At 51.4% G+C, this 17,308-nt stretch carries 15 protein-coding genes; 14 read left to right on the forward strand and 1 reads right to left on the reverse strand.

Translation table 11 applies throughout. The annotated features are described in order from the left end of the window. On the forward strand, positions 1–254 hold a 254-nt coding region (locus HMPREF9453_RS12235; protein ID WP_222859637.1), incomplete at its 5' end, for a hypothetical protein. 424 nt (positions 255–678) lie between these two features. Here HMPREF9453_RS12235 and rbr read toward each other — a convergent pair. After that, the gene (rbr, locus tag HMPREF9453_RS02205; RefSeq protein ID WP_008858934.1) at positions 679–1,251 is read right to left on the reverse strand and encodes a rubrerythrin; all 573 of its coding nucleotides are present in this window, start codon (positions 1,249–1,251) and stop codon (positions 679–681) included. Between the two features lie 631 nt (positions 1,252–1,882). On the opposite strand from rbr, the gene HMPREF9453_RS02210 reads away from it, so the two are divergent. The 13 genes from HMPREF9453_RS02210 (at position 1,883) to ltrA (ending at position 17,010) form a co-directional block, all read left to right on the forward strand. Next, the gene (locus HMPREF9453_RS02210) at positions 1,883–2,509 is read left to right on the forward strand and encodes a DUF47 domain-containing protein (protein ID WP_008858935.1); all 627 of its coding nucleotides are present in this window, start codon (positions 1,883–1,885) and stop codon (positions 2,507–2,509) included. Further along, positions 2,502–3,494 carry an inorganic phosphate transporter gene (locus HMPREF9453_RS02215; protein WP_008858936.1) on the forward strand — a complete coding sequence of 331 codons (993 nt, stop codon included), beginning with the start codon at positions 2,502–2,504 and terminating at the stop codon, positions 3,492–3,494. Before HMPREF9453_RS02210 ends, HMPREF9453_RS02215 begins: the two co-directional genes overlap by 8 nt. Before the next feature lie 1,511 nt (positions 3,495–5,005). Beyond that, positions 5,006–5,863 (forward strand): ribosome biogenesis GTPase YlqF, encoded by an 858-nt coding sequence (gene ylqF, locus HMPREF9453_RS02220; protein ID WP_008858938.1) that lies wholly within the window; start codon positions 5,006–5,008, stop codon positions 5,861–5,863. Continuing rightward, positions 5,860–6,627 (forward strand): ribonuclease HII, encoded by a 768-nt coding sequence (locus HMPREF9453_RS02225; protein ID WP_008858939.1) that lies wholly within the window; start codon positions 5,860–5,862, stop codon positions 6,625–6,627. Before ylqF ends, HMPREF9453_RS02225 begins: the two co-directional genes overlap by 4 nt. A 15-nt stretch (positions 6,628–6,642) precedes the next feature. Then, on the forward strand, positions 6,643–6,918 hold the full coding sequence (locus HMPREF9453_RS02230; protein WP_008858940.1) for a metal-sensing transcriptional repressor: 276 nt from the start codon (positions 6,643–6,645) through the stop codon (positions 6,916–6,918). Between the two features lie 275 nt (positions 6,919–7,193). Beyond that, entirely contained in the window at positions 7,194–7,823 is a 630-nt protein-coding gene (locus HMPREF9453_RS02235; RefSeq protein ID WP_232217305.1) for a precorrin-2 dehydrogenase/sirohydrochlorin ferrochelatase family protein, read from the forward strand. Next, complete coding sequence (gene hemA, locus HMPREF9453_RS02240) at positions 7,792–9,075, forward strand: glutamyl-tRNA reductase (protein WP_008858942.1); 1,284 nt, start codon at positions 7,792–7,794, stop codon at positions 9,073–9,075. Before HMPREF9453_RS02235 ends, hemA begins: the two co-directional genes overlap by 32 nt. After that, entirely contained in the window at positions 9,065–9,991 is a 927-nt protein-coding gene (gene hemC / locus HMPREF9453_RS02245) for a hydroxymethylbilane synthase (protein WP_008858943.1), read from the forward strand. The genes hemA and hemC overlap by 11 nt, the downstream gene beginning before the upstream one ends. Positions 9,992–10,014: 23 nt before the next feature. Further along, a complete protein-coding gene (gene cobA / locus HMPREF9453_RS02250; protein ID WP_008858944.1) occupies positions 10,015–11,535 on the forward strand; it encodes a uroporphyrinogen-III C-methyltransferase in 1,521 nt (506 codons plus the stop codon). Continuing rightward, complete coding sequence (gene hemB / locus HMPREF9453_RS02255) at positions 11,532–12,518, forward strand: porphobilinogen synthase (protein WP_008858945.1); 987 nt, start codon at positions 11,532–11,534, stop codon at positions 12,516–12,518. Before cobA ends, hemB begins: the two co-directional genes overlap by 4 nt. Beyond that, complete coding sequence (hemL, locus tag HMPREF9453_RS02260; RefSeq protein ID WP_008858946.1) at positions 12,515–13,816, forward strand: glutamate-1-semialdehyde 2,1-aminomutase; 1,302 nt, start codon at positions 12,515–12,517, stop codon at positions 13,814–13,816. The genes hemB and hemL overlap by 4 nt, the downstream gene beginning before the upstream one ends. 407 nt (positions 13,817–14,223) lie before the next feature. Beyond that, entirely contained in the window at positions 14,224–14,712 is a 489-nt protein-coding gene (locus HMPREF9453_RS02265) for a ferritin (protein ID WP_008858947.1), read from the forward strand. Between the two features lie 903 nt (positions 14,713–15,615). Further along, complete coding sequence (gene ltrA, locus HMPREF9453_RS02270) at positions 15,616–17,010, forward strand: group II intron reverse transcriptase/maturase (protein ID WP_008858889.1); 1,395 nt, start codon at positions 15,616–15,618, stop codon at positions 17,008–17,010. The last annotated feature ends 298 nt before the right edge of the window (positions 17,011–17,308 follow it).

Below are 17,308 nucleotides of genomic sequence, written 5' to 3' on the forward strand. Positions count from 1 at the left end.
AGCTGGTAAAAGTTATTAGAGATGTTTACCGAAATTCTTCGCCCGGGGTCAGGATGGTCTGTCGGCCAAATAAAAGGAAGGCCCCTCTGAATTTCTCGTTTCCCCTTGAGGGGAAATGCCACGTAGTGGCAAAAGGGTGTACGAGGGTAAGCATACCAATGAAACTCACCATCGTTCTCCTCGGGAGGGCTTTGGCCGACTCGCGCATTCTATGCAGAATGCGCGCAAGTGAGGGCGGGAAGGGAAGCAGGTAACGCAGGCTCCTTTCTCAGAAAGGAGCTGGACAAAGCCCTGAGGAACACCGAGTAATACACTTTATACTTATGAATCAAATCAGGCCATTTCAGGGCCTCGGATTTTTTACGAAAATCCGCTATCCTCCGTCGCCTAACGGCGTGCACAGCGAACACATTTTGTAGGAGCAAAGCGACGCACAAAATGTAGTGAGTCGTTTCCCCTTTAGGGGCCACCCCCTTCCAAAGGAAGGGGGCTATAAACTGCCGCGCAGCGGCCACCACAACCCTCGGGCCAGGGGCCCGTCAAACCTAAGAACCTTTGGGCCCGAAGGGCCTATCAATCTTAAGAACCTTTCCCTCCGATCGCGCTCAAAGGGCGCTCCCCTGTAAATTTCATGCCATAAAAAAAGACAGCCCCGGGGCTGCCTTTTTTTATTTGGTATTAGTAGTTTTCAGCTTTGATAGCAAAGAAGCTTCTTGGATGGCCGCAAACCGGGCATTCCTGCGGAGCTTCTACGGATTCTACGGTGTAGCCGCAGTTAGCGCACATCCACAGTTTCTTTTCGCCCTTCTTGAATACCTGGCCGTTTTCTACGTTAGCAAGGAGCAGTTTGTAGCGGGCTTCATGGGATTTTTCGATTTCACCGACTTTGGAGAAGAGGAAGGCAATCTGGGGGAAACCTTCTTTTTTAGCGGTTTCAGCGAATCCCGGATACATGGAGGTCCATTCATCGTGTTCGCCTTCAGCAGCCATCTTCAGATGTTCAGCGGTGGTCTTCTTCAGGTCGCCTACCAGCCAGAACCAGATTTTGGCATGAGCTCTTTCGTTGTTTGCAGTTTCACGGAAGAGGTCAGCAATCTGGCGGGAGCATTCCGGATCCTTTTCTGCTTCGTTGGCGAAGAGATTGTACTTTACATGAGCCTGGGATTCACCGGCATAAGCGGCACGCAGGTTCTTTTCAGTCTGGGTGCCTTTCAGTCTCTTCATTTCTTCTAATACTTTTGCTTCGTCCATAATAAATCCTCCTTTTAATTTTGCAGGATAATTGATTGTTTTTTTGTGTGTGCCTGCACACACTTTAAGTATATGGAGATTAATGAAAAAAGTCAAATGAAGAATATTGTATGACACTTACCTAAAAATTAGGATGATTACTTCTTAATAATTTAGACATGGCGATAATAGAAATAAGGAATACTGAAATTCGGAAAGGACGCGGCTGATGGCGCAATTGAAATCGGGACTGGGGCGGTGCTTTTCCGTATTTCCGCAGAGTCTGTGGCCCTTGGGAAGCACTGATTAATTCATAGAGTTTTCTTTTATAAGAATTTTTATGCACTGTTTCGTCATGGGCTTCCTTAAATAGCTCGCTATTCGCGTCAGCCCATTCCTCGCATTGCATAAAAATTCAAGAATAAAAGCAAACAATGATTTAATCATCGCTTCCCTTGAGTGAAGCGATGCAGCTCTTCTATACAACCTGCGGCGCAGCCGCATTACCCATTTCCAAAAATCATGAATTGAATTATAATGGGTATAAAGAACGCATTATTTCTTTATCTTTTCTCGACAATCTTTACAAAACCTTTACATTCATGCGGTACCATACATATAGCAGTTTGTGCGTTTTTTACGGAGGACACCCATGTTTAGTCTTGTCAATAAGCACGAAGAGTTTTTTGATTTTCTCGTTACCAACGCAGAGTATTTCCACAAAGGGTCTCTCATGGCCAGGGAGGTGCTGCAGGATCCATCCAAGCTGGAGCGGTATGTAAAGGATGTAAAGGCCCTGGAGCATTCGGCGGATAAGGTGACCCATGAAATTTCCGCGAAGATGCGCCATGTGTTTATTACGCCCATTGACCGGGAGGATTTCTTCCTGCTCACCACCACGCTGGATGACTGTGTGGATGATATCCAGGATGTGGTAATGTGCCTGAAGCTTTATCATGCCGGTATCGGGTCCAAGCTGCCTATGCGCATGGCGGATATTCTGGTGGAAATGTCTTCGGAGCTCATTGTCCTTTTCCGTCTCTTGAAGTCCATTGATAAGAATGAAACGGAAATCGGTGAGCGTACCCGTAAGATCAATGCTCTTGAAAGTGAAGGAGATGAAATTTACAGAAACGCAATTTCTGACTTGTTTGACGGCACCCATGAGGTGATGGAAATCATCCGCTGGAAGGAAATCATGGAGGCCATGGAGGATACGGCCAACAGGGCAGAGAAGGTGGGGAACCTGATTAAAGAGGTGGTCATGAAGTATGCCTGATATTTACATTATAGGCATCGTGATTGTCCTGGCGCTGTGTTTTGATTTCATCAATGGATTTCATGATACCGCCAACGCTATTGCCACCTGCGTGGCAACCCGTGCTTTAAGCCCTAAAGTGGCAATCATCATGTCAGCCATCCTGAATTTCGTGGGCGCCATGATTTCTACCGGCGTGGCCAAGACTATCGGCGGCGAAATCGTCACTTCTCCGCACATGGTGGACTCGGTGGTTCTTTCTTCTGCCTTGGCATCCGCCATTATCTGGAATCTTTTTACCTGGCGCATCGGCATGCCGTCCAGCTCTTCCCATGCTCTTATCGGTGGGGTCATTGGAGCGGTGATTATTTCCTACGGCACTGGCGCCATCCATCTGGCCGGGGTGCTCACCATCGTCATCGGCCTGGTGCTTTCTCCGGTATGCGCCCTGGTAACGGGATATATAATGATGACCGTTCTTTATATTGCTTTCCGAAACGTGGGAAAATCGAGGGTAAACTATGTGGCTACCCATATCCAGATGGTATCTGCGGCACTCATGGCTTTCTCTCATGGTTCCAACGACGCCCAGAAGTCCATGGGCATCATTACGCTGGCTCTTCTTTCAGGCGGCTACATTGGTCAGCTGGAGGTGCCCTGGGAAGTGAAGGTGGCCTGCGCCCTGGCCATGTGCCTTGGTACGTCTGTGGGTGGCTGGCGGATTATCCGTACTGTAGGAAATAAGATTTTCCGGATGCAGCCGGTCAATGGCCTGGCGGCAGATTTGAACTCGGCCATCACCATTTTCTCTGCCACCATGCTTCACCTGCCTGTTTCTACTACCCACGTGGTAACTGGCTCTATCATGGGCGTGGGCTGGGCGACCCGTTTCCGTGCTGTCCACTGGAGCGTGGCTTACCAGATGGTGTCCGCCTGGATTATGACCATCCCCTGTACCGCAGCGGTAGGGGCGCTGGTGTATCTTTTGATTAAACATGTATTGTAATAAAAGAGGCTGTGAGAAATGCAAACCCATTTCTCACGGCTTTTTTGCATGGTTCCGTTTGAGTAAACTATCCGGTCCTGCTGGCGAGATCGGGATCGGGACCGAGGGGGCACGCGCCTTTGGCGCGTAGGTTGTGGCCGCCTGATGGCGGCAGGTTGTGTTCGCTTCGCTCAGGGGGGCGACAGCGCCTACGGCGCTGAGGGTTGCGGTATCGCCCTATCGGGCGAAGAGTATTATAATGCCGCCTTTCGGCGGTCACGTCCCCATAGAGTATCATAATCATTCTTTCCTTCGTACATCCCTTCGCCACTTCGTGGCCCTCTTCCCCTAAAGGGGACGCAAGAACGTTACGGGATTGGCTGTCTGTGTCATATGTGACACAATATCCAGTGCCACCTATTTTCTCGTTTCCCCTTGAGGGGAACGCCTCGAAGAGGCAAAGGGTGTACAAGACAGAACGCCGATTTGACACCCCATCGCTATCCTGACCGCCAATCGGCGGCCCCCTGAACGAAGTGATGCACAGCAAACACATTTTGCACTATGCGAACTGGATTTGTAAGGGAGCATCAGCGACCTGAAAATCCAGTGAGTCAGTGACAGCAGTGGATGCACTATGCGAACTGGATTTGTAAGGGAGCATCAGCGACCTGAAAATCCAGTGAGTCAGTGACAGCAGTGGATGCACTATGCGAACTGGATTTGTAAGGGAGCATCAGCGACCTGAAAATCCAGTGAGTCAGTGACAGCAGTGGATGCACTATGCGAACTGGATTTGTAAGGGAGCATCAGCGACCTGAAAATCCAGTGAGTCAGTGACAGCAGTGGATGCACTATGCGAACTGGATTTGTAAGGGAGCATCAGCGACCTGAAAATCCAGTGAGTCAGTGACAGCAGTGGATGAAGGAGCACTAGCGACGCGCAAAATGTAGTGAGTCGTTTTCCCTTTTGGCGGCTATGCTTATGAAGTCAGCGTTACGGGAATTCCTTCCCGCCCTCACTTGCGCGCATTCTGCATAGAATGCGCGAGTCGGCCAAAGTTGGCCCTTAGCCTGCACATTAAAGGGCCTTCCTTTTATTTGGCCGACCGACCATTCTGAGCCGTAGGCGAAGAATCTCGGTACATGTAGATAGTGACACTTACTAGTCCACTAGTTCACTAGCCCACTAGCTCACTAAAGAATCCCAGTCGGCGGGAAGTGCGCTTCAGGTACCAGGCCCCTGCATGAATTCCTATGGCTTCATATTCGCCAGGCACCGAGATTCTTCACTGCATTCAGAATGACAGAGTCAAGGGGCCATCCAACGACCGGTACTGCCTCGATTTCTTCCCGCCTCCCCTTTGAACCTTACAAACCTTCCGGCCAAAGGCCGATCAATCCTAAGAAGCTTCACGCCCGATAAGGTGGTTCCCTTCATAGCGGATGATTCTCGAAGATATCCTATTTCTTTGGTTTATGTTAAAATAGGGTGCATAGGTAACCCGGGATGGGTATACCGGGAGGTGTATATGTTAATTCAATGGTTCCCAGGCCACATGACGAAGACGAAGCGGATGATCGAGGATCATCTGAAGGCGGTAGATGTGGTGGCTGAGCTGCTGGATGCGAGGATTCCTGCTTCCAGCGCCAATCCTATGGTGGAAGAGCTGGTGAAGGGGAAACCCCGGATTGTCATACTGAACAAGGCGGATCTGGCGGATCCGCGGCAGACGGATCGGTGGGTTTCTTTCTACAGGAAGAGAAATATCCCTGTGGTGCCCATGAGTGTAGGCAACGGGAAGAATAAAAAGAAGCTTTTGTCTCTTATTCGGGAGACGGCGAAACCGATTCTGGACAAGTGGTACAGGAAAGGGCTGAAGAACCGGTCGGTGCGGCTCATGATTCTGGGTATTCCCAATGTAGGAAAGTCGTCGCTTATCAATTTTCTGGCAGGCACGGCTGCGGCCAGAACGGCGAATACGCCGGGCCATACCCGGGGGAAGCAGTGGGTCCGTCTGTCGGAGGGACTGGATCTTCTGGATACGCCGGGGGTGCTGTGGCCCAAGTTTGATGACCAGACTGCGGCCCTTCGCCTGGCGGCTACCGGGGCCATTGCAGGGGATGTATTTAATCCCGACGAGGTGGTGCCGGTGCTTCTGTCGTCTCTGGCGGAAACGGAACCGCAGGTTCTGAAGGAGGTTTACCACATCGATGATGTAAACCAGGATCCCCAGCTGCTTCTGGAGGCAGCGGGGCGAAGGAGGGGATGTCTTCTTCCCGGAGGGGCCATCGATTATGACCGGGCGGAAACAGCGGTGCTTCACGATTTCCGCAGCGGCAAGCTGGGGAAGATTACCCTGGATCCGGTGCCGGAGGAGGAGCCATGACGATTTCTGAAATCCGGGAGATCCTGAAAAAGGATGATGTGCCGGAGGAGGTATTAAAGGAAATCCTTTCCGATGAGCGTAAGGGGGTCAGGAATCTGGCTGCTTCCTATATGCGCCGGCTGGAGCGGGAAAGTAGGGAACGCATGCGGGTAGAGGCTCTCTATGAGGTGGAGAGCGAATTTTACAAAAGAGGCATGACCCACATCGTAGGTATCGACGAGGTGGGGAGAGGCCCTCTGGCCGGGCCGGTGACGGTGGCGGCGGTAATTCTGAAACCCCATTGGTTTGCACCGGGCCTGAACGATTCCAAAAAAGTAACGCCAAAGCACCGGGAGGCGCTTTCTGCAAGGATTCATGAGGAAGCGGTGGACCTGTCTATCGTGAGCATGCCGCCTTCGGAAATCGACGCGGTGAATATTTACCAAGCCACCATGGAGGCCATGTACCAGGCGGTGAAAAATCTTCATGTGAAGCCTGACGCTGTCATTGTAGACGCCATGCCTCTCCATTTCTCCTGTCCCACCATTTCCATGATTCACGGCGACGCCAGAAGCGCTTCCGTAGCAGCGGCGTCCATTGCAGCCAAGGTATACCGGGATCATCTGATGGATGAGTACGACAAGAAATACCCGGGCTACGGCTTTGCCCAGAATAAGGGCTACGGCACAGCCGAGCACATCGAAGCGCTCCACCGGCTGGGGATTACGCCTATCCACAGGAAAAGTTTTGAGCCCGTAAAGTCTATGATTTATGAGGGCTGGTAATAGAGGAGGAAAAGTATGAAACAATGTATGGATGCGGACAATCTTCACCGAAGGCTGAAGAAAATTATCGGCCAGGTGCAGGCCATCGACCGCATGGTGGATGAAGATGTACCCTGTGAAGACATTATTACGCAGGTAAACGCAGCAAAATCGGCGCTTCACAAGGTGGGGCAGATCATTCTGGAGGGCCACCTGCAGCACTGCGTCAGGGATGGCATCGAGCAGGGAGATGCGGAAGAAACCATAGCGAAATTTGCGAAAGCCGTGGAGCGGTTCTCCAATATCATTTAAACTTTTCCGCTCTTCAGGGCGCGAAATGGTAGCAGCCGGATTTCAGAAATCAAAGCAGGAGGCCTCGAATCAATGCTTTCCTAAGGCACTCTTGTACAAAATCATATAATTGAATAGAGATAAATGAATAAAAATTATATACATATTAGGCTGCATTAGAACTATCTTTTACATATCCGCTTTTGTTGTCACTGGACTTCTGTGGTGTTACAATTTTAAGTGCGGTATAAGTTTTAGCGTGCCGCTTGTTATATAGGGAGGCTTTTTTGTATCCTGTGAATTTAAAAATGAAGGGACTTCCCTGTCTTGTGATTGGCGGAGGGCATGTTGCTGTCCGTAAGGTGAAGAAGCTGCTTCTGGAAGACGCAGAGGTGACTGTGCTGGCTCCGGAGATTTCGCCGGAACTGATGCAGTACTTCAGGGAAAAGCGGATTTCCTGGCAGCAGGCTTCCTACCGGAAAGGGGACGCGAAGGGGTATCGCTTTGTGGTTACTGCCTGCGGTATCCGCCAGGTGGCGGAGTGGGTGCATGAAGAGTCCCTTCTTCAATCCTTTTTGTATAATGCGGCGGATTTTCCGCCTTTGGGGAACTGTTCTCTTCCTGCCGCTTTTGAAACGGGAGGCATTCACTTTGCCATTTCTACCGACGGAAGGTCGCCGGCCATGGCGAAATATGTGAAGAACTGGCTGAAAGGCAGGATTCCTCCTGCTTTTGGTGTGTGGCTGGACAAGGCGGCCCTTCTCCGGGAGGAGCTCAGGAATGAAATCGCTGACAGCCGGGATCGGGAACGTTTCTGGCATATGGTATTTGATGATGAGATTATGAATCTTGTTATTACAGGGAAATTAGACGAAGCAGAGGAGCGTGTGCGTAATGCAGTTGGTTGTTTTAGGTCTGAATCATAAGACCGTTTCCGTAGACATACGGGAGCAGTTTGCTATTTCTGAGGAAAGCGCCAGGAGTGGTCTTCGCCATCTGGATGAACAGGAGGGAATCGAGGAAGCGGTGGTTCTTTCCACCTGCAACCGGACAGAAATCTATGCGGTGCTAAAAAATGGCGCTGCTAAAAAGACGCTCTACCAGTTCTTCCTGGCCCTTTCGGGAAACAGCGAGGCGAAGAAGGAATATTTCTTCTATTTTGAAGGAGAAGCCTGCATCCGCCATCTCTTCGAAGTAGCATCAGGGCTGGATTCCATGGTGATCGGTGAAAGCCAGATCCTGAACCAGATTAAAACGGCCTATACCATGGCTCTTTCTGAAAAGGCCACGAAAACTATTCTGAATACCCTTTTCCATCGGGCCATTACCACGGGGAAACGGGTGCGCACGGAGACCCGCATTTCCTATAGCGCTGTGTCCGTGAGCTACGCTGCCGTCAAGCTGGCTGAAAAGATTCTGGGCGGCCTGGACGACCGGACGGCCATGGTTTTCGGCGCCGGGGAAGCAGCGGAGCTTCTGGTGAAGAACCTCATGGGCAAGGGCCTCAAGAAGGTGATCGTCACCAACCGCCACATGGATAAGGCGGAAGACCTGGCTTCGAAAATCCACGGGGAAGCGGTACCTTTCCACAGCGCCCTGTCTCACGCCGACGATGTAGATATCATCGTCACCGCCACCGGCGCTTCCCAGTACATTGTGAAAGCCTGGGATGTAAGGAATCTCATGATGCGTCGGGGCAGCCGCCCTCTGGTGGCCATCGATATCGCCGTGCCCTGTGATATTGAGCCGGAAGTGGGGAATATCCGGAATGTGACCCTTTACAATATTGATGACCTCCAGGAAATCGTGGCCAATAACATCCGTTTCCGTGAAGAGGAAGCACAGCGGGCGGAAGTCATCGTACAGGAGGAAATCGAATCCATTGAGGATCGCTTCAAATATTTAAGCACCCGTCCCGTTATGGTATCCCTGTCCGATAAGGCAGAGGAAATCCGTCAGCGGGAGCTCCGCCACGGCCTCTCTAAAATTGAAGGACTCACTGATGAGGATAAGAAGGTGCTGTCCCATATGACCCATATGATTGTGCGGAAAATCCTTCGGGAACCCATGATCCATCTGAATGAATACGCCGGCACGGAATGGGAGTCGGAGGATAAGTCCGCCGTTGCCCGCCTGTTCAAGCTGGATGTAAGAAAGGGGCAGGAACTTGAAAAATAAAATTACCATTGCCACCAGGGAAAGCCTTCTGGCTCTCTGGCAGGCCCATTATGTGGAAAACCGTCTGAAAGAACAGTATCCCGGTCTTTCGGTGGAGCTTCTTCCTGTCACCACTAAGGGAGACCAGATTCTGGACAGGCCGCTGGTGGAAATCGGAGGCAAGGGCCTTTTCATTAAGGAACTGGAAGTGATTCTTCTGGAGAAAAAGGCGGATATTGCAGTCCACTCCCTGAAGGATATGACCGCTAAATGCCCTGATGGGCTCACCATTGCGGCAGTCACCAAAAGGGAGGACCCACGGGACGCCTTCGTTTCCAATACCTTTAAATCTCTGGATGAGCTGCCTCACGGCGCCAGAGTGGGCACATCCAGCCTGCGCCGCCAGGCCCAGCTTCTCCATTGGCGGCCGGACCTTACCATCCGCTCTCTTCGCGGCAATGTGCAGACAAGGCTGCGCCATCTGGATGAGGGGGATTTTGACGCTGTCATTCTGGCAGCGGCGGGCCTCAAGCGGCTGGGACTTGGAGACAGGATCACTTCCTATATTTCTACGGAAGACAGCATTCCTGCTGCCGGCCAGGGCGTCATGGCGGTGGAAGCCAGAAGTGATGACCAGGAAACCCTGGACCTTCTTTCTTTCCTCCATGACGAGGAAGTCGCTTCCTGTATCCGTGCCGAACGGACCTTCCTGGCCAGGGTAGGGGGCGACTGCAAGGTGCCGGCCGGCATTTATGCGGTGCCGGAAAAGGGACATATATCTGTGAAGGCTTTCATTGCTTCCCCTGATGGAAAGAAACTGTATCGGGGCAGCACGGAAGGTCCCATTTCCCGGGCGGAAGACCTTGGCAGCGCTATGGCCGGCAGGCTTCTTGACGAAGGCGGCCGGGCAGTGCTGGAAAAACTGCAGAAAATCTGACAAATGAATTGAGGAGAATATACATGAAACAAGGGAAAGTCTATTTAATCGGCGCAGGCCCAGGAGATCCGGAACTTTTGACACTGAAAGGGAAGCGGTGCCTGGAGGAAGCGGATGTCATCGTAGGTGACTACCTGGCGGACAAGCGGCTCCTTCGGTATGCCCGGCCCGATGCGGAGTATGTGTACGTGGGCAAGAAGGCCGGATGCCACACCATGAAGCAGCATGAAATCAGCCTCCTTCTGGCGGAAAAGGGAAAGGAAGGGAAGATTGTGGCCCGCCTCAAAGGCGGGGATCCCTTCGTTTTCGGCAGGGGAGGAGAGGAAATCGAGGTGCTTCGCGAGGCAGGCGTCCCCTTTGAAGAAGTGCCCGGCGTGACCAGCGCCATCGCAGCGCCGGCTTATGCAGGTATTCCGGTGACCCATCGCGGCGTGGCTGCTTCCTTTGCGGTGATTACCGGCCATGAGGATCCCAATAAGGACAGGTCTTCCATTCACTGGGACAAACTGGCCGGCGGCGTGGATACCCTTATTTTCCTTATGGGCGTAGGCCATACTGCTCTCATTGCTTCCCAGCTTATGAAGTATGGAAAAAGCGCCGATACGCCGGCTGCTTTTGTCCGCTGGGGTACTCGTCCTTACCAGGAAACCTATACCACCACCCTGGGAAAGGCGGCGGAAGATGTGGTTAAAATGGGAATCAAGCCGCCGGCGGCCTTTGTGGTAGGCAATGTGGTGAAGCTGAGAGAAAAAATGCGGTGGTTTGACAACCGTCCGCTCTTTGGGAAACGAATCATTGTCACCCGTTCCCGGAGCCAGGCTTCCCGGCTGGTGACCGTACTGGACCAGAAGGGCGCTGAAACCTTGGAAATCCCTACCATTGCCATCAGGGATCCCTCTGATGATTTCAAAGGCATGGATGAAGCGCTGGACCGTCTGGAAATGTATGACTGGCTTATTTTTACCAGCCAGAACGGGGTAGATTCCTTCTTCCGGCGTCTCTACCAGTCCGGTCGGGACACCCGAGCCCTGGGCCACATGAAAATCGGGGCCATCGGACCGGCCACCGCTCGCCAGCTCACCCGTCACGGCCTTCATGCCGACTGCGTGCCGGCAAAGTACAAGGCGGAAAATCTGCTTTCCGAGATGAAGCCTCTCCTGAAAGGCTATGAAAAGGTGCTTATCCCCCGGGCCAAAGTGGCCAGAAGCGTCCTTCCTGAAGGCCTTCGGGACCTGGGATGCCGGGTGGATGTGGTGGAAGCTTACCGCACGGAAGCGGACACCGCCCACAAGGAAGAGCTGCTGGACGTGCTGGAGCATCACGGAGCTGATATCATCACCTTCACCAGCTCCTCCACCGTGTATAACCTCATGAACCAGATCGACGGGAGGACGGATCTTCTGAAAGGCGTTACCCTGGCATGCATCGGACCCATTACCGCCGCTACATGCCGTAAATATAATCTGGAACCATCTATCATTTCTGATATCTATACGATTGATGGCCTTGTCAATGCAATTGAAAAAGGAGTCGAAAAGAAATGAAATTAAACACACTTCGTCCAAGAAGACTGAGAAGAACGGAAGCCATCCGCTCCATGGTCAGGGAAAACTCCCTGGAACTCAATGATTTCGTCTATCCGATTTTCGTAGTGCCCGGCACTAACGTGAAGGAAGAAATCCCCAGCATGCCTGGACAGTACCACCTTTCTGTGGATAATGCGGTGAAAGTGGCGGAAGAAATTTACAAAATGGGCATTCCGGCAGTGGAAGTCTTCGGCCTTCCGGAATACAAGGACGACATTGGCTCCTCTGCCTGGGATATGAAGAGCCCCGTGCAGCGGGCTATCCGGGCCATCAAGGAAGCGGTGCCGGACCTTGTCATCGTAGGTGACGTATGCCTCTGTCAGTACACAAAGAGCGGCCACTGCGGCGTGCTCAAAGGTCATGAAGTGGATAACGACCCCACTTTGGAACTTATTGCCAAAGTCGCACTTTCCCAGGCCGAATGCGGCGCCGACATCGTGGCACCTTCCGATATGATGGATGGCCGTGTGGCTAAAATTCGTGAAACCCTGGATGCCAACGACCTTTCGAACGTTTCCATCATGTCCTACGCCGTGAAATACGCTTCCGGCTACTACGGTCCCTTCCGTGACGCCGCTGACTCTGCGCCTCAGTTCGGAGACCGCAGAGGCTACCAGATGGACCCGGCCAACAGCAGGGAAGCCATGAAGGAAGTGGATCTGGATATGGCTGAAGGCGCCGACATTATCATGGTGAAACCGGCCCTGGCTTATCTGGATATCGTCCGCCAGGTGAGAGACCATATCAACCGTCCCGTAGCAACCTACAATGTATCCGGTGAATACGCCATGGTGAAAGCCGCTGCCGCTAAAGGCTGGATTGACGAAAAGAGAATCGTCATGGAATCCCTCCTCTGCATGAAGAGAGCCGGCGCTGATATCATCATTTCCTACCATGCTCCCGATGTGGCTAAATGGATGAAGGAGGAAGCAGGGAAATGATCGACCTCACCAAGTCCAAAGCCGCTTTTGAAGAAGCTAAAAAATATATGCCCGGCGGCGTCAACAGCCCCGTGCGATCCTATCCCCATATGGGCTGCCCGCCTCCTTTCATCCAGGAAGCCCATGGATCCCATATCACCGATATCGACGGCAACACTTACATTGACTATGTAGGCTCCTGGGGTCCCATGGTCCTGGGCCACGCCCATCCGGCTGTAATCAAAGCCATCCAGAAAGCCGCTGAAAGAAGCACCAGCTACGGCGCTCCTACAGTGATGGAAACGGAAATCGCCGAACTTATCCACCAGGTTTATCCATCCATTGAAAAAATGCGCATGGTCAACTCCGGCACCGAAGCCACCATGAGCGCTCTCCGTGCCGCCAGAGGCTATACCGGCAGGGACAAGATCCTGAAATTTGAAGGCTGCTATCATGGACACGGTGACAGTCTTCTGGTGAAAGCCGGCTCCGGCGCTGCCACCTTCGGCAGCCCCGACAGCGCCGGTGTCACCAAAGGCACTGCCAAAGACACCCTGGTGGTTCCTTACAACGATATCCCCGCCTTCACAAAAATGATGGACGAAAAGGGCGATGAAATCGCCGCTGTCATCGTAGAACCGGTGGCAGGCAACATGTGCTGCGTACCTCCGGTAGAGGGATTTCTTGAAGCCCTCAGGAAAGAAACGGAAAAACACGGCACTGTCCTCATTTTTGACGAAGTCATGTGCGGCTTCCGTACCACCTTCCACGGTGCTCAGGCCCGCTATCATATCCACCCCGATATGACATGCCTTGGCAAAATCATCGGCGGCGGCCTCCCTGCAGCAGCCTACGGCGGCAGAAGAGAAATCATGAACTGCATCGCTCCCGACGGTTCCGTCTACCAGGCCGGCACCCTGTCCGGCAATCCCCTGGCAGTCACCGCCGGCATCGAAACACTGAAACAGATGATGGCCATTCCGGACTTTGATAAAATTCTGGAAAAGAAAACAAAGGACCTCCTGACAGGCTGGAAACAGGCTGCAGACAAAGCAGGGGTACCCCTTGTATGCCACCAGTCCGGCTCCATGTTCGGTATTTTCTTCTCCGAAAAAGACGTGCTCAATTATCACGACGCCTGCAGCGCTAATGCGGCGCAGTTCAAAGCCTGGTTCCTCTCCATGCTGAACCAGCACATCTACCTGGCTCCCTCTCCTTTTGAAACCCTCTTCATGTCTTACGCCCACAGCGACGAAGACATTGAAAAGACCATCCAGGCAGCAGACAAAGCCATGGAAGAAGCAGCGAAAGTTAAATAAATAAGTAAAAATCACGGTCTCCCTGCGGGGCCGTGATTTTTTTTGCCTGTCTGCGGGAAAGTTTTTCCTTATGTCCTCTGGCTGCCTCGTGAGCAGAGAAAGGTCCGGCCCCTGGAGGAAATTAAGGAAGCGCTGATTAAATCATTGTTTGCTTTTATTCTTGAATTTTTATGCAATGCGAGGAATGGGCTGACGCGAATAGCGAGCTATTTAAGGAAGCCCATGACGAAACAGTGCATAAAAATTCTTATAAAAGAAAACTCTATGAATTAATCAGTGCTTCCTTAAATATACAAAAAAATATATTTAATTTCCTTTACTTCGATAAATGTCTATGATATAATATAAACATCGAAGGGGTTCGATAACGAGCCTCACAGTGTGAACGAAGCAAAGGAGAAACACCCATGAAATTATCCGCAAAACTTTTAAAAGCCCTGAACAAACAGATCAATATGGAACTGGCTTCCGGTTATTTATACCGTTCCATGTCCCATGACATGAAGAACCTGGCTCTGAACGGCTATGCCAAATGGCTGGACAAGCAGTATGAAGAAGAAAGAGAACACGCTTTCAAAATCATTTCCTATGTAGAAGACAGAGATGGTGTAGTAGACTTTGACTCCGTAGAAGGCGTTAAGAAACATTACGACAAGCCGCTGGACGCTGCCAAAGATTCCCTGGCTCATGAAGAAAAAGTATCCGCTTCCATCAGAGACCTCTTCAAACTGGCCAGAGAAGAAGGGGACATTGAAACCGAAGTCTTCCTCCAGTGGTTCATCACTGAACAGATTGAGGAAGAAGTCAATGCCCGCGACAACGTGGCAGGCTTTGAAAAAGCAAAGGATTGCGAAGGACTGCTCTTCATGTTCGATGCACACCTGGGCGGCCGCTGATTTCTGATTCCTGTAAAGTACCTTCCTTTTGGAGGGTACTTTTTTGTTTGGGAACGACTTAAGTCAGCACAAGGGTAAGCAGGTAACGTCAGGCTTCTTCCTTAGGTGGTAATTTTATGCAGAATGCGCACATGAGGGTTGACGGGGCTTCGCCCCGAAGGTTCTTAAGGGGCTTAAGTTTGACGCGCCTTTGGCGCGAGGGTTGTGGTGGCGCCTATGAATTTATAGAAGGCGCCCTCTTATGAAAAAACCTTTACAACCGGGCTTTCACCCGAGGGAAAACAGGCCAACCGCCCTGGCGGGCGTCGGAAATGCATCCCCCTTTGGTGGCTGGCGCCACCACCTTTCCCCCACTTCGTGGTGGCACTATAAAGCTCCGTTATGCTGTGAGCGACTTATGAAAGGAACGCTTCGCGGTGCTTTATTCTGCCCCCCTGCATAAGGGGAAGTCCGGCGCAGCCGGATAGGGTGGTGCGCCCGGCATGGGTGTAATCTAATGGGTGAAAGTCCCTAGTGCGGTATGACCATAACAAGCACACAGCCAATGGCAAGGGGTCCACCGTGAGGTGGGGTCTGAAGGAAGCCGGAGGCAAAACCTTGGTCCGACGAATAGAAACTTTATACGAAGGCAGAGTCTGACAGGATGAGGCAGCCACCTATGCTGAAGTCCAACGATGGTCTTGGCCAGGCTTTGTAAATAAAGCGGATAGATGAGGTGAAAGATTACACTCTTACCCGGGGAGGTCTCATGGACGTCAAAGCAGTGATAGGTCGTATATCTGGACCGGGCGGAGACGGTTGGAAAAGATTTGTCATGAGAAGTCAGCAGAGGTCATAGTACCGCAAAAGCGGAAAGGACCGAACAATTCCGGCCAAAGTAAATCATGAAAGGAGGAACGTGTGATGAAAACAGAATACAGTTTACAAACTGGCTACCGGTTGGAAAATAGTGGAACTGACGAAGATACAACAAGGAGCGTCGAGCACGGTCCTCGGGAAATGGAAGAAATGGCAAGCAGAATCACACTGGAGCGCATTGTGAACAGAGGTAATCTCTACGATGCCTATCAGCGAGTAAAAGCCAATAACGGGGCACCCGGCATAGACAATATGACTGTGAAGGAATACCCCGAATGGTACGCAGAGCATGGAGAGGAATGGATTGCAAGTATCCTGAACGGAACCTACAAGCCACTCCCTGTGCGGCGAGTAGAAATCCCGAAGGACAACAAAGGAGGAAAGAGGAAGCTTGGAATACCCATTGTTAAAGACAGAGTATTACAACAGGCGACCGCACAAATCCTCATGCCCTTCTATGAGTGCAAATTTGCAGAATGCAGTTTTGCATACCGGCCTCATAGAGGGGCCCGGCAGGCAATGGAAGTGGTAAAGCGGAGTGTAGAAGAAGGATATGAATACGCATGCGTACTCGACCTTTCTAAATACTTCGACACCATCAACCATGAACTGCTGATGAATATGCTGAGACAGGACATTTCGGATAAAAGAGTCATCGAACTCATCAAGAAATTTCTGAAAAGCGGAGTCATGGTCAAGGGATTGAAACAACGCACAGAAGAAGGCTCACCGCAAGGTGGGAACCTGTCCCCATTGCTGGCAAATATCTATCTGACTCCATTCGACAAAGAGTTTGAGGGGAGAGGCGTACGTATCGTCAGATACGCCGACGACATCCTCATACTGGCCAAAAGCCAAAGAGCGGCAGAAAGACTGCTGAAAAGCAGTACTAAGTATCTGGAAACCCGGCGGAGGCTTAAGGTAAACAGAGAAAAGAGCAAAGCAATCAGCATCTATAAAACGCCGGACTTTAAATTTCTTGGATTCTCGGTGACCAAAAGAGGGAAAGAGGTTAAACTAATGCCTCATCCGAACTCAGTAGCCAAGTTGAAGAGGAAATTGAAAAGTCTGACAGGTCGTAGCAAAGGCAGGGGCGCAAGAGAGATTATCCACAAAACGAATGAATATAATCGTGGATGGGTTGGCTATTATGGAATAGCAGACCTGACACGGATAGCAGGTCTTGATGGATGGGTAAGGTCTCGTATACGAATGTGCATATGGAAGCAGTGGAAGAACATATCCACACGGATAGATGCACTGCTCCGACTGCATGTTCCATGGAGACTTGCATTCAAGTGGGGAAAGAGTCAGAAAGGATACTGGCGCATAGCTCATAGCCAGATAATGATGACTTCAGTGACAAACAGGATACTGGAGAAAGCTGGATTCATCGGTCTAAAACAATGCTATGAGAATATAATCTGCCCAAGGAATTGAACCGCCGTATACCGAACGGTACGTACGGTGGTGTGAGAGGGATGAATAATCTCTACTCGATTGGCGAGCGCAGCGAGCCAGTCAGCAGAATGCGTATTAAGCTATATTACCCATAACGACAATCCCGTAACGCTGACTTTATAAGCATTGCCCGAAGGGCAATCCGCAACCCTCGGGGCCAAAGGCCCCGTCAAACTTAAGAACCCTCCGGCCCGAAAGGGCCGGTCCATCTTAAGAACCTTTTCCCTATGAACCCTGTGAACCCTCAAGCCGCAGCCGCGCTTCCATTTCAAATAAA

Origin of the sequence: Dialister succinatiphilus YIT 11850, assembly GCF_000242435.1 — a bacterium.
Taxonomy (GTDB): Bacteria; Bacillota; Negativicutes; order Veillonellales; family Dialisteraceae; genus Dialister; species Dialister succinatiphilus.